Source organism: Herbaspirillum rubrisubalbicans, assembly GCF_003719195.1.
Taxonomy (GTDB): Bacteria; Pseudomonadota; Gammaproteobacteria; order Burkholderiales; family Burkholderiaceae_D; genus Herbaspirillum; species Herbaspirillum rubrisubalbicans.
Map to the genome: position 1 here is coordinate 587,407 of NZ_CP024996.1, position 12,835 is coordinate 600,241.

Here is a 12,835-nt window from a genome sequence, read left to right on the forward strand (position 1 = left end):
AGCTTTCTTCATATCCTCTCGCTACCCGCCCCCGGAGCCTGCCTTGAACAACTGGAACGACGGTTACGTTGTTGATATCGCCTATACCTACGGCTACTACCCCGGCATGAATCCGGCGCGCCTGCCACTGGCTTTCGCTTTCCACGGTCTGCAGGCGCCGGCCATCCAGACTGCCTGCGAGCTGGGTTTCGGCCAGGGCTTGTCGACCAACTTCCATGCGGCGGCGTCCACCACCCGCTGGTGGGGCAATGACTTCAATCCCATGCAGGCGGCCTTCGCCCAGGAGCTGGCCGCGGCCAGCGGCAGCGGCGCGCAACTGGAGGATTCCAGTTTCTCGCATTTCTGCCGTCGCGACGACTTGCCGGACTTCGACTTCATCGCCCTGCACGGGATCTGGAGCTGGGTCTCGCAGGACAATCGCGACATCCTCTTCGATTTCATCGACCGCAAGCTCAAGCCAGGCGGCGTGCTCTACCTGAGCTACAACACCCAGCCGGGCTGGTCGGCTTTCCTGCCTTTGCGCGAGCTGCTGGTGCAGCATACGCAACTGGCTGGCAACCAGGAGCAGGGCTTGCCCACGTCGGCCCGCATCGAGGCCGCGCTGGCCTTTGCCGCGCGCATGTTCGAGACCGATCCGGTCTATGCCCAGGCCAATCCCTTCATGCGTGACCGCTTGAAGATCCTGCAGCAGCAGCCAGTGAGCTACCTGGCGCATGAATACTTCAATCGCGACTGGCACGCCGAAACCTTTGCCGAGATCCATCGTCGCTTCTCGCCGGCCGGCTTGCAGTTCGCCTGTCCGGCGCACTACATCGATCACCTGGACATGGCCAACCTCACGCCGGCCCAGCGCCAGTGCCTGTCAGTGATCGACGATCCGGTGCTCTACCAGAGCACGCGTGACTTCATGGTCAACCAGACCTTCCGTCGCGATTACTGGGTGCGCGGCGGACAGTTGCTCGACGAACGCCAGCGGGTGCAGGCACTGGCGCTGCAAAGCGTGGTGTTGCTGACCGAACCCGACAAGGTGCCGTTGACGATCCAGAACGTCGCCTCCGAGATCACCCTCAATCGCCTCATCTACGAACCCATCCTGCAAGCGCTGTCGGACTACCAGCCGCATACCCTGGTGGACCTGGCGGCCTCGCTGGCGCATCGCAACCTGAACCTGTCGCAGGTGATCGATTCGGCCCTGATGCTGATCGGCACCGGTCATGCTGCGCCCTTGCCAGCCGAAGTCGATGCCGCCACCCAGGCCCAGATCGCGCGCCGCACGGCAGACCTCAATGCCTACCTGTTGCAGCGTGCCACCCTGGTGCTGCCCGACAGCCAGGAGGGAGAGATCAGTCATCTGGTCAGTCCGGTCACCGGTGGCGGGGTCAAGGTGGACCAGGTCGAGCAATTGCTGTTGCTGGCGCGCAGCGTCTGCGGCGACGACGTCGACGCCTGGCCGGCCGAGGTCTGGCGCCACATTTCTGCCCAGGGCAAGCGCCTGGTGCGCGAGGGTGTGCGGCTCGAAGGGGAACAGGAAAACCTGGCCGAGCTGGCAGCACAGGCGCGGCTTTTCGCACGCACGCGCTTGCCCTTGCTGCGTGCCTTGCAGGTGGTCTGATATCTGATGCGCTTGCATCTGCGCGTTGCGTCGTCGTGGCCGAGCCTGTAGCATCTCGCGTGGCCGCCTTGCCGGCCATGACTGCCGCGCCTGCCCCGGGGTGCGGCCACCGGAATTCTCACTAAGGAAAGTCGGTTTTCTGCTTATGTCCCTGTCCCGCACACTTCAAATCCGCCTGACCCTGGCCGCTAGCGCCGCCGTGGTCCTCACTGCTGCCGTGCTGTGCGCCCTGGTCCTGGGCGGCAGTGCGCAAGGCATCGTCTTGGCCGCCGTGGTGCTGGTCTTGTTGTCGGTGCTGTCGTGCTGGCTGCTGGTGCGGCAACTGCTGCAGCCGCTGGCCGCACTGGAAACCGATCTGCAGCAGATGCAGCAACAACACCAGCAAATGCTGGAGCAACGCGACGACGCCCGCTCGCACCTGGAAGAAATGGAAAAGACCCTGGCTCGGGTAGGTCTGGAAGACGCACTCACGGGCCTGGCCAACCGCCGCCAGTTCGAGCGCGGCCTGTTGGAAGAATTCAATCGTGCTGCTCGTACCAATCTGTCGCTGGCCATCATCATGATCGACATCGACTTCTTCGATGAGTACAACGCCACCTATGGCCGCATGGCCGGTGACAAGGTGCTGCGCCGGGTGGGCAGTGCCATTCGCGATACCAACGTGCGACCGGAAGACCTGCTCTCGCGCTTCGGTGCCCAGGAAATCGCGGTCCTGTTGCCGGGCTCGCGGCTGGAAGGCGCACTCATCGTGGCCGAGCGTATCCGCAAGTCGATCGAGCAGCTCAACATCGAACACAGCGCCAGCCCCAGCGGCCGCGTGACCATCAGCATCGGGATTGCCGCCGTGGCGCCGCAGCGCCAGGTGGACGAACCCGACACCGTGCTGCGCGAATCGGAACAGGCGCTGGCCCTGGCCAAGGCCTCTGGCCGCGATTGCATCCGCACCACCGAGGATCTGAAGCAGACGCATTGAGCGTCTAGCGGGAGGCGGACGTGCCGCCTCCAATGAAAAATGCCGCCCGGTTCACACGCAACCGCGCGGCATTTTTCTTGAGCCTGCAGGTTCAGGGCTGTTCCGGCCCCGGCACCAGGAACTTGGACTTGGCGCAATACATCTTGGCATTGGTATCGTTGTAGACGATCTTGCTGCCGGCCTGTGACTGCCGTACCGGGTAGGCCGAGTCATCCTCGGGCGTAAAGCGGATGCCCATGGCGGCCTTGATGGCGTCGGTCAGCTTGACCGGCGTGGTGTTGAAATAGGCACCGATGAAATCGGCCTGGCTATTGCTGTCGTTGACCAGGAAGTCGGTGGCCTGCATCCCCCATAGCGAGATATTGCTGGCCTTGAACCAATAGGCTCCGCCCTCGGTCTTGTAGGGCGGTCCGAAGGCGGCCACCAGGTAATCAAAGAAATATTTGCTGTTGAGCTGGTTCAGGCACAGCAGGGCATTGCCGACCTCGATGCCGAAGCTGGGTTGCGGTTGCGGCGCGGCCTGCGCCACGGGCGCCACAGCGACCGCGCAGGCCAGCACCAGGGCAGTCAAGCGGGTGTTCAGGCGAGGTACGATCTTCAAACGGACTCCCGTAAATTGCCGCAAGGGCAGGTTGGCGGTGTAGCCCACGCAAGGTGGGCCATGGAGTCCGATTGTAGGGGGCTTTTACGATTTTTTCCAAGCAGCGTAGGGGGCCAACGGTCCAGGCTGCTCATCCGGGTAACTAGCGCTTGCCGCGCAAGACCCGGTCGCCGCGTGCCGAACGGCCTTCCTGCGGCGCTTCGCTGGCGGCCAGATGACCCAGGCCGTCGAGGAAGGAGGCAATGCCGGTGCCCTTGACCAGCACGCAGGGCTTGCCCAGTTTCTTGCAGGTGCTCTTGACCAGGTGATAGGCGTTGTGACTGATGTTGCCGGAGGCGCAGATGACGATGTCAGCCGCGGCCAGCATGGGCGTCAAGCGATGCAGGTTGTCCTCGCGCCCACCGTCATGATGCAGGAAGCGCCCGGCGCGGGTTTCGATCTCGGTCCGGTAGTGATTGCGGGCGCCGGTCAAACCACCCACGCAGAGCACACAGCGATCATCGAGCCTGACTGGGTGGGCGGAGGAAGAGCGGGCAGCGGTGGCAGCAGTATGCATGGCAGGACTCGCAGGAAGTCAGTGACGGTGCCAGCCTAACCCTTGCGTTGCGCGCTGCGAACGAATCAATCCGCAGCAGCATATGCGCTTTGTGTTGCCGGGATTGCGTGGGACGTGGTCAGCCGGATCAGGTGGTCGGCTGGATGGCCTGCTCGGCCCTTGCCTGGCGTTGCATGGCGCGCACGAAATCGTTCAGGCGGCGGCCATTGCGGTCGGGGTAATGGCTTTGCGCGCGCATTTGCTGCACGCGGTCCAGGCGGAAGGATCGGAAGTCCTCGCGGCGTTCGCACCAGGCGGCCAGCAGCCAGGTGCCACCGAAGAAGGCCAGCCCCAGCGGCCACACCACGCGCTGGCTGCTGCGCTGCTGGGCATCGGTATAGTGCAGCAGCAGCTTGTGGCGGCTACTGATGGCCTGACGAATCGCTTCGAGCCGCTCGCCCTGGCCGCAATCGTCCTGCATGGCCGGTGCAAACAGCGGTGTGGCCTCGACGAAATCGCGCTTTTCCTTGGGCAGGGCCAGCACCACCTTGGCCAGGGCCGAGGCCGCCGAGGCGGCCAGTTGCGGCCCGCCCCAGGCTTGCACCATGCGCATTCCGATCACCAGTGCATCGATCTCGTCGGTGTTGAACATCAGCGGCGGCAGGTCATAGCCGGGCTTGATGCGATAGCCGACCCCGGCTTCGCCATCGACCGGCACGCCCGACAGCGACAGGTCGCGGATGTCGCGATACACCGTGCGCTCCGACACCGACAGCCACTGCGCCAACTGGCGCGCCGTGGTGAGACGGCGTCCCCGCAGGTACTGGGTGATCTGGAACAGGCGATCGGCTCGGCGCATGACAGGCAGACGGAAAAATGATGCGCGCCATTCTGGCACGCATGATGCCTGCCCGCCATCGACTTCGATGCTGCTATGCAAGATGCTGCCATGGCGAGCACCAGGCCGGGCCGATGGATTCAGTTCATCGCATGGAGGGCCAGACGATTGCCTTCGCTATCGATGAATTGCGCGATGTACCCGATATCGTTGGGGAGCTGGAAGCGCTCCATGGTGACTTCACCACCGGCAGTCTTGACCCGGTCCAGCACGGCCTGGATGCTGGGGCCGGCATCCAGGTAGATCAGCGTGCCCTGGCGCGTGGGTTCCAGCCAGCCGGGACCGGTCAGGCAACCGATGGATTGGCCATCGTCACGCACGAAGATGGCCATCGGACCTTCGTCGGAGAATTGCTCCTGACGCAGTGTGGTGGCAAAGACCGCTTCATAGAAACGGGTGGCGCGTTGCAGATCACGGGTGGCGATCTCGAACCAGTTGACTTGGGTTTGCATGGTGTTCTTCCTTGTTCTCGTGAATGGATGGGTTGTCATGCCGCTTGGCATGGAACGCATCATGCGCGAGGGCTACTGACAACGTTCTGTCAGTAGCCCTCGTATCACGAAAGAAAAAACACCAGATGCTGGCTGCAATCAGCGCGCAGCCGGCATCGGCACGCGCTCCTGGCCGATGGCCTCATCGTCATGACCATCCTCATGGCGGGCGGCGTAGCGCCGTGCCAGCACCGCACACAGCATCAACTGCATCTGGTGGAACAGCATGATGGGCAACAGCACCACGGCCGCACCACTGCCGGCAAATAGCACCGCGGCGATGGGAATGCCCGAGGCCAGCGACTTCTTGGAGCCGCAGAAGACCAGCACGATTTCATCGCCACGCGGCATCTTCAGGGCGCGCGCGCCATAGGTGGTCACCAGCAGCACGGTCCCCAGCAGCACGGCATTGACCAGCACCAGCAAGGCCAGTTGCCCAGGCGGGAACAGGTGCCAGACGCCTTGCGCCACCGCCACGCTGAAGGCGGCGTAGACGGAAAGCAGGATGCCGCCGCGGTCGACCACGTTGACGATCACCTTGTGGCGGTTGATCCAGTCGCCGATCCAGGGCCGCAGCAGGTTGCCCAGCACGAAGGGCAGCAGCAGTTGCAGCAGGATGCTCAATACCTGCGAGAAGCCATCGGCTTGGTGATGACGATGCAGCAGTAGCGTCACCAGCAGCGGCGTGATCACGATGCCCAGCAGGTTGGAGGCCGTGGCGCCGCAGATGGCGGCCGGAACGTTGCCGCGGGCAATCGAGGTAAAGCCGATCGAAGATTGCACGGTGGAAGAGAGGGTGCAGACAAACAGCACGCCCATCCACAGCTGCGGTGTCAGCAGGTCCGGCACGATGCTCTTCAAGGCCAGGCCCAGCAGCGGGAACAGGAGGAAGGTCGAGCCCAGGGTCAACAGGTGCAGGCGCGGCTGCTTCAGGCCCGACAGCGCTGCCTCGCGCGAGAGCTTGGCGCCGTGCAGGAAGAACAGCAGCGAGATGGCGGCATTGCTGGCGATGTGCATGAAATGCTCGAAGCTGCCGGTGGCCGGGAAGAACGTGGCCAAGAGCACGGTGCTGATCAGCAACTGGGTGAAGCGATCGGGGAGAAAGCGGTTCATGGCGCGCTCGCGTAAGGGTAAGGAGAGGAGAGTGGGTTTGCCCCCATGATAGGAAAAGCTTCGGCTATCGGGAACCCCTCTGATCACGTTGACTGTCATCGGATAATCCGATGATAATGCCCTCATGCTCAATCCCGTATGGCTCCAGACCTTCGCCACCGCCGCCAGCGCCAGCAGCTTTACCGAGGCCGGGCGCCAACTCGGCCTGACCCAGTCCACCGTCAGCGACCACATCCGTCGCCTGGAAGACAGCCTGGGGCGACGCCTCTTCGTGCGCGACACGCATTCCCTGGCCCTGACCGCCGATGGCGAGAGCCTGCTGGTGCACGCCCGCCTGATCCTGCAGGCGCACGCCCGCGCCGAGGCGCAATTCAGTGCTCCGCGCCTGCGCGGCCGGGTGCGGTTCGGCACCTCTGACGACCTCGCCATGGGGCCATTACCGGACATGCTGGCGGCCTTTCGCAGCCAGCACCCGGAAGTCGAACTGGAAATCACCATCGGTCTCACCAGCGATCTGTATGCCGCACTGGAGCAGGGCAAGCTGGACTTGCTGGTAGGCAAGCGCCGCGCCGGCGAGTCGCGCGGACACAGCATGTTTTCCACCCCCATGCAGTGGCTGACCCGCCCGGACACGCTGGTGGACCTAAGTGAGCCACTGCCGCTGATCCTCTTGCCCGAACCCAGCATCACCCGCGCGGCGACCTTGCAGGCGCTGGGCAAGTCCGGTCATCACTGGCGCATCGTCTGTACCAGCGGCAGCCACGCCGGTTGCATGGCCGCTGCACGCGGCGGCCTGGGCCTGGCGGCATTACCGCAGCACCTGGCTTCACGCGACCTGGTGGTGCCGCTCAATCACGCGGCCCTGCCGCGTCTGCCCGATGTGGAATATGTGGCCCTGACCGCACGACGCCTGTCGCGCCCGGCCGATACGCTGTACCAGATCCTGATGGCCAGCCGACTCAGTCGTGGCTGAACAGGCGCGGGTCGATTCAGGCGGTTTCCACCACCAGTGCAGCCTGGTCGAGCGAACGGATGCGGCGATCCACGAAGTAGCCGCCGGCCTCCATGTAGCGCAGGTAGTGACGTCCACATTGCGTGCAACGCGCGATGTTGCAGCGGTTGTAGGGATACCAGGCGGGGGCGATGGGCGCCTCGGGGGAAGCGTAGCGGGTGCCGGCGGGATGGTATTCGGTGAAGGTGGGTTCGGTGTAGGGATCGACGATCAAGGTAGCGATGTCGACCAACTGGGTTTCCGGCAACGACAGCGGCAGGCTGATCCAGCCGCTGCTATCGGCCGTGCGGCAATTGCAGACTTGGGTGATGGCGGCACTCTGGACGGCCAGGGTGCGCAATTGCACCAGGTCAGGATAGGGCAGCAGATCTTGCATGGGAGAGGGTGGTTGCCAGCCTGTGGATAAATTCAAATGGATGGAATGGATAACAATATAAATAATTTATCCACAGGCCGTGGGGCAAAATGAATGCCCTGCCTACTTCTTCGGGTTGTAGCGGATATCGCCCTCGAACAGTTGCGCCGTCCCCCCGCCGAGATCGGATTGCACCGGCCACACTTCGTGCCCGATGCGCAGCTCGGTGCCTTCATGTACCGCCTTGGCCACGATGATGCGGGCATCTTCGGCCGCCACCATGCCAGCCTTCATCTCGCCCACTTCTTCCAGCAACACCTTGACCTCGTAGGCCAGCGCCTTGCGCTTGTCGCTGGTCTCATGCAGCAGTTCCGGCGTGGCCTTTTCGGGGTTGAGCTTGTAGTAGCCCTGTTGCTTGATGGTGCGATCGAGCTCGGCCACCTTGCGCGTGTATTCCTGTTCCTTGATGGCGATCTTCTCTTCCAGATAAGGGTCCAGCCCAACCTGCACGCGGGTATGCGTGGTGGTGGGAGCCCCGATCACGTTGGCGCGGATGATGTTGGTCGCTTCCACCCGCCCGCCGATGATGTGGCCGGTGCGCGGATTGCCCTTGCCCACCGTGATCTCGTTGCCGGCCAGCAGCTCGCAGTGGCGCGCATTGCCCAGCACCAGGATGTCTTCGGTCGCTTCGATGTGGGCGCTTTCGGCAAACATCACCTGCACCGACTTTTGCGAGCTGATGCGCGAGGCAATCGCGGTGGTTCCGGCCTGGGCGGTCACGCCTTCGCTATGGCCGATCACGCCACCCTTGACGGTGACGTTGCCACCGGCCACGATCTCGGCCGCTTCCACCGTGCCGTTGACCACCACGTCGCCGCCCACGTGCAGCTTCATGCCGGTGAGCACGTCACCGGAGACGCGCACCGTACCCTCGAAAGTCAGGTTGCCGGTGGACAGGTCGACGTTTTCCACGTCCAGCACCGGATTGACCTTCACACCATTCTTGATCACCGTCGGTTGGCCCGGCACGATGGCCACCAGCAGGTTGGGATCTTCCTCGCTTGGCTCGGCCCCGAGGCATTCCTTGGCAAAGGGCGTATCGGCAATCGGCCGTGCCGGCACCTTGCCGCCACGAATATCGATGCCATCCTTGCCGGGTATCGGCGGGATGCGTCGCATCAGCGGGTCGCCCACCTTGACCAGCAGGATGTGACCCATGTCGGCATAGGACACCACCGCATCTTCATCGATGTCGGCCAGCTCTTCTTCCTTTTCTTCCAGCAGGCTCTCGAAACGGGCCGGCTCGGCAGGAGTAGGCATCAAGCCCTGGGCCACCACCAGCTTGTTGCAGAAACCGGCCGACAGCGCGCCGCGCAATTGCTCGTGCAGGATGCCGTAGGTGATACCGGCGGCGCGGATGGCATTGACCACTTCCACGCTCTTGGCGCGTCCGCCATAGGGCGGCACCAGGGTCAGCGAAGCCGTCATCAGGTCATCGGCCACCTCCAGCGAAAACTCGCCGTCACGGCGCTCGGCAATGACTTGCGTGACCGCGTCCTTGGCATCCTCGGCCTTGCGCACGAACGCGTTCAGGACCGAGTCTTGGAAAAACAGTTTGGTCAGGCCGTGATCGCTCATGGCCTGTTTCAGGAAGGCCAGCGTCAACGGCGGAAAGCCCTGCATGGGGACAAACGTTGCGCTCAGTTCGCCGCTGGCCCTGTCGAACGCGAACGACAGCGGTTGCGGGTTTGCTTGGTTCATGCTGTTCCTCGATGAAAGGCGGTACCGGGTCTGTCACGATCCTTTGCGTGCGGTTGCTGCAGAGGGCTGCGCAGTACGCCAGGAACGCTTTGATATTGTGTGATGCGGCGGGGCGCGCCGGGATCTGCGCACTGTACATCGCGCCGACAAAAAATGCGGCTGCCCCTCTCTGGCGCAATACTGCTGACATTGTAATGTGGCAAGATGATCCTGTAATTTGATGGATAGCACAAGTTTTGCCAACTTTGGCTCTAGATTAGGCTCTTATCGTTGGTTTTATGTTAAGTACCCAAATAGAAGACTTCAAGGGCGACGACACCCGCAATGACGCCCTCAGCGATGCCCGACATCGTGCCGGGCGCGTCAGTACCCTGGTCAGCATCGTGGTCAACATCGGCCTGGTGCTGCTGCAGGTCACGGCCGGCGTGCTCTCGGGCTCGCAGGCCCTGATTGCCGATGGCATCCATTCGCTGTCTGATCTGATCTCGGACTTCGTGGTGCTGCTGGCCGGCCATCACAGCCGCAAGCAGGCCGACGACGATCACCAATATGGTCACCAGCGTTACGAAAACGCCGCCTCGCTGGCGCTGGGTGCATTGCTGTTGGCCGTGGGCCTGGGCATGTTGGTGACGGCTGCGCAAAAGATCCAGCATTACGGTCACACGCCGCCGGTCCATGTGGCGGCCCTGTGGGTGGCGCTGGTGGCCTTGCTGGCCAAGGAGCTGCTGTTTCGCTACATGCTGCGCATCGCCCAACGGGTGCGCTCGAGCATGTTGATCGCCAATGCCTGGCACGCACGTTCGGATGCCGCTTCTTCACTGGTAGTGGCGCTGGGCATCGTCGGCAGCCTGGCCGGTTTCACCTTGCTCGACCCGGTGGCTGCGGCGGTGGTGGGCCTGATGGTGGTGCGCACCGGTTGGGGCTTTTTCTGGAGCGCCCTGCACGACCTGATGGATCGTGCCGTCTCGGCTGAAGAAGCCCAGGCCATCCGCGCCACCATCCTGGCCACCCCTGGCGTGCATGGACTGCATGATCTGCGCACCCGTCGTATGGGTGACCTCACGCTGGTGGACGTGCATCTGGAAATCGACGGCGCCATCACCGTCACCCAAGGCCACGCCATTGCCACCGATGCCCGCAGACGGGTGCTGGATGCGCATCATGTGTTGGATGTGATGACGCATGTGGATCCGGTGGAGGCTCATTAATCGGGAGTTGGCAGCGGCCTCATCACTGCCTTTTTCTGCGCGTCCCAGCCATTGAGGCGCTGCTTGCCTTGAGTTTCCCCCCTTCCGGGCAGCTTATACCCTGCCAAAACGTTCACTTCTGAAGACGTTCAACCACCTTGTATTGGCAATCTATCAAGAAATGCCATCGAAAATTCTCTTTTTCCAGGAATTTTCATGGTTTCAAGAAAGCTACCCTACTACCAGCTGGAGAGATCTTCGCGTCCTTATAAAGGAAGCGTGTTGCGTTTTCGTCGGGCTGAGCGTGGATGCGTGCCGCTTGAGTCCCCCTCTCGTGTCAGCTTGGACCGTCCTGCGCCAGGTCGCGAGAAATCGCGTTCGGTTTCGTCTTCTCACGACGTCCAGCCAAAAGGCTCAGGAGCAGAAGAGACTAAGGCGGTCCGCGCTAAAAAGGATGAGCGCCAAACAAAGGAAGAGCGCTCCCTGAAGCGGCCTGAGCTATCAGCGTCAGAAGAGCCGATGCTTGAGACATGTGAGAATCCGCCAGTGTTTGACTTGCAGGACATCCCAAGCGTCATGGAGAAAATAGGATGGCCTGTGGCAGCGACATTGGCGAGAAGCTGGTTCAGCAGGGAAAAACACGTCTACAACAATGACAGTGCTTCGGTTCAGCCAATTGACGATACGACGATCACCTTGGACTGGGTACTGCAGTTCGGAAGAGTTAAGCAACGCTATGACGAATTACTTTCCAGTGGAATCTATAACGACAATAGCCTGAAGGTACTCCGTAAAAAGATCGGTGGCCATCTCAGCAAGCTTTTTAAGGGGAATAATGCCGGCGGATTGAGCTTCAATACGAGCAATCAGACAAGCGACCTGAGGCAATTTTCCAATGACTGGCAATTCCAATTCTGCGCTGTGTCAACCAGGGATACGGCTAACGGAAATGCGATGTCGGATTTGACTGGTGCATTAGCGAACTTCAATATCTTTGCCGCTGTCGGTCAGGTCTCTGTGTACGGAGACAGATACCATCGCTATGACAACAAGGCGAGGACCAAGACATATTGCATTGATCCCATTGTGGAAATCACCCATGTGTTCGTCTATATCAAAGATAACTATTCCTTCATTGATGCTGATGCGAAAGGTAAATCCCAGTATCTTGGCCATTGGAATAAGACGGGTGTGATAGCCACTTTGGGCGGCATTCTCAGTGATCGTCTTGACGGACGCTATCTGACGGGTATGGCCTCGGTAAAACCGACTTTTGGAGTGGACTTGCACACGGACCTGGGAAATGTCAGCGAGGATCGGAGCCTCTTGCATACACCCTACCTGACGGATCAAGGACTCGAGTTATTGGTTGATACAAGAAAGGGATGGATTCGCAAACAACGTGAAAGCGATATTTATTTTCCCGTTTTTAATAGAACGTATAACGAATGGCGTGAGCAGCACCAGCAGGGGGGGATTTCATGATCTATTCGAAACCGAAATATCTGAAGCTGAAGCAACCGATCAAAATTAAGCTGGATACCTTATGTCGAACGCCCGAACCTATGTAAAAAAATTGTTGGTTGGTACGCTTCTCGTGATCGTCGTGATGGTGCTGGCGCCGCCGTTGATGCTGATCTTGCTCTTGCTTTTTTCGTCCTCAATCATCAATCCGAATCCTGTTTTCATGTGGCGTATCAGTGAAGATGCAGGATCGCATTTGATGGCTGTCGTTCAGAGTGTCATCTTGATGGTCACTCTGCTTGGTTTCTTCATATGGATGATGAAGGGACACGTCGGCGTCGGATATGGAAGTGAGCGTCGCCGCTATCTGAGCGTGACGGTGATTTACACGCTATTGCTCTGTTGCGGCTTCATTCTCGCAGGCACCAACTTGTTCGGCCCGCAATATGGCCGCTGCGAGTTCTATAACTCTCCCACTACCCTCAATGCTGGTCGCAAGGACTTCAACGGTGTTGTCTACGAAATCCGGGTCTGCGGTTCTGCGCCGCGTCCCCAAGATGGCGATAACGATCGGCTGGAACTTACTGTGCTGGACGAGCATGGGGAAATGCTGGCGAGGCGCCACTATTCGGTCAACTGGCAAGCTGGTATCTCTTTCCATGAGCCCCTGCAATACGAAAAGGATGCGGTCATGGCCGTCAATGCGTTCGGAGAGGATATCCGCATCCAGATTCCGCCTTCCCGCTTTGACTGGCTTCGCGCACGCATTCCGCTGTTGGACTGATGCCTCCATGGGTTGGTGGTCCGCGCTTTTCCGTGAGCACGGTGTTGTG

12 protein-coding genes and 1 pseudogene are annotated in these 12,835 nt (G+C 61.1%); 6 read left to right on the forward strand and 7 right to left on the reverse strand.

Annotation, left to right across the window (positions count from 1 at the left end):
- Nucleotides 1-43 precede the first annotated feature (43 nt).
- A complete protein-coding gene (locus RC54_RS02640) occupies nucleotides 44-1,612 on the forward strand; it encodes a methyltransferase regulatory domain-containing protein (RefSeq protein ID WP_061790430.1) in 1,569 nt (522 codons plus the stop codon).
- A 145-nt stretch (nucleotides 1,613-1,757) separates the two neighbouring features.
- The gene (locus tag RC54_RS02645) at nucleotides 1,758-2,585 is read left to right on the forward strand and encodes a GGDEF domain-containing protein (protein WP_058894149.1); all 828 of its coding nucleotides are present in this window, start codon (nucleotides 1,758-1,760) and stop codon (nucleotides 2,583-2,585) included.
- A 91-nt stretch (nucleotides 2,586-2,676) separates the two neighbouring features.
- Here RC54_RS02645 and RC54_RS02650 read toward each other — a convergent pair whose 3' ends face one another.
- The 5 genes from RC54_RS02650 to RC54_RS02670 all read right to left on the reverse strand — a co-directional run bounded on the left by RC54_RS02650 (nucleotide 2,677) and on the right by RC54_RS02670 (nucleotide 6,223).
- On the reverse strand, nucleotides 2,677-3,186 hold the full coding sequence (locus RC54_RS02650) for a hypothetical protein (protein ID WP_058894150.1): 510 nt from the start codon (nucleotides 3,184-3,186) through the stop codon (nucleotides 2,677-2,679).
- 142 nt (nucleotides 3,187-3,328) lie between these two features.
- Nucleotides 3,329-3,742 (reverse strand): DUF2325 domain-containing protein, encoded by a 414-nt coding sequence (locus RC54_RS02655; protein ID WP_017455335.1) that lies wholly within the window; start codon nucleotides 3,740-3,742, stop codon nucleotides 3,329-3,331.
- A gap of 127 nt (nucleotides 3,743-3,869) precedes the next feature.
- On the reverse strand, nucleotides 3,870-4,580 hold the full coding sequence (locus tag RC54_RS02660; protein WP_058894151.1) for a helix-turn-helix transcriptional regulator: 711 nt from the start codon (nucleotides 4,578-4,580) through the stop codon (nucleotides 3,870-3,872).
- Between the two features lie 119 nt (nucleotides 4,581-4,699).
- On the reverse strand, nucleotides 4,700-5,071 hold the full coding sequence (locus RC54_RS02665) for a VOC family protein (protein WP_061790431.1): 372 nt from the start codon (nucleotides 5,069-5,071) through the stop codon (nucleotides 4,700-4,702).
- 138 nt (nucleotides 5,072-5,209) lie between these two features.
- Nucleotides 5,210-6,223, reverse strand: coding sequence for a bile acid:sodium symporter family protein (locus tag RC54_RS02670; protein WP_061790432.1), 1,014 nt, complete (start codon nucleotides 6,221-6,223; stop codon nucleotides 5,210-5,212).
- Nucleotides 6,224-6,347: 124 nt separating this feature from the next.
- On the opposite strand from RC54_RS02670, the gene RC54_RS02675 reads away from it, so the two are divergent.
- Nucleotides 6,348-7,196 (forward strand): LysR family transcriptional regulator, encoded by an 849-nt coding sequence (locus RC54_RS02675; protein ID WP_058894154.1) that lies wholly within the window; start codon nucleotides 6,348-6,350, stop codon nucleotides 7,194-7,196.
- 16 nt (nucleotides 7,197-7,212) lie between these two features.
- Here the strand turns inward: RC54_RS02675 and RC54_RS02680 are convergent, their stop codons facing one another.
- Together RC54_RS02680 and RC54_RS02685 are read right to left on the reverse strand one after the other, a co-directional pair.
- Nucleotides 7,213-7,611 carry a hypothetical protein gene (locus RC54_RS02680; RefSeq protein ID WP_058894155.1) on the reverse strand — a complete coding sequence of 133 codons (399 nt, stop codon included), beginning with the start codon at nucleotides 7,609-7,611 and terminating at the stop codon, nucleotides 7,213-7,215.
- Between the two features lie 102 nt (nucleotides 7,612-7,713).
- Nucleotides 7,714-9,351 carry a DUF342 domain-containing protein gene (locus tag RC54_RS02685; protein WP_058894156.1) on the reverse strand — a complete coding sequence of 546 codons (1,638 nt, stop codon included), beginning with the start codon at nucleotides 9,349-9,351 and terminating at the stop codon, nucleotides 7,714-7,716.
- Between the two features lie 278 nt (nucleotides 9,352-9,629).
- Between RC54_RS02685 and RC54_RS02690 the strand changes: the two genes are divergently transcribed.
- The 3 genes and pseudogenes from RC54_RS02690 (at nucleotide 9,630) to RC54_RS02700 (ending at nucleotide 12,786) form a co-directional block, all read left to right on the forward strand.
- Complete coding sequence (locus RC54_RS02690; RefSeq protein WP_061790433.1) at nucleotides 9,630-10,559, forward strand: cation diffusion facilitator family transporter; 930 nt, start codon at nucleotides 9,630-9,632, stop codon at nucleotides 10,557-10,559.
- Between the two features lie 555 nt (nucleotides 10,560-11,114).
- Nucleotides 11,115-12,109, forward strand: a pseudogene (locus tag RC54_RS02695) (DUF6402 family protein).
- Nucleotides 12,085-12,786, forward strand: a complete 702-nt coding sequence (locus RC54_RS02700; protein ID WP_061790435.1) for a hypothetical protein — start codon at nucleotides 12,085-12,087, stop codon at nucleotides 12,784-12,786. Before RC54_RS02695 ends, RC54_RS02700 begins: the two are co-directional and overlap by 25 nt.
- The last annotated feature ends 49 nt before the right edge of the window (nucleotides 12,787-12,835 follow it).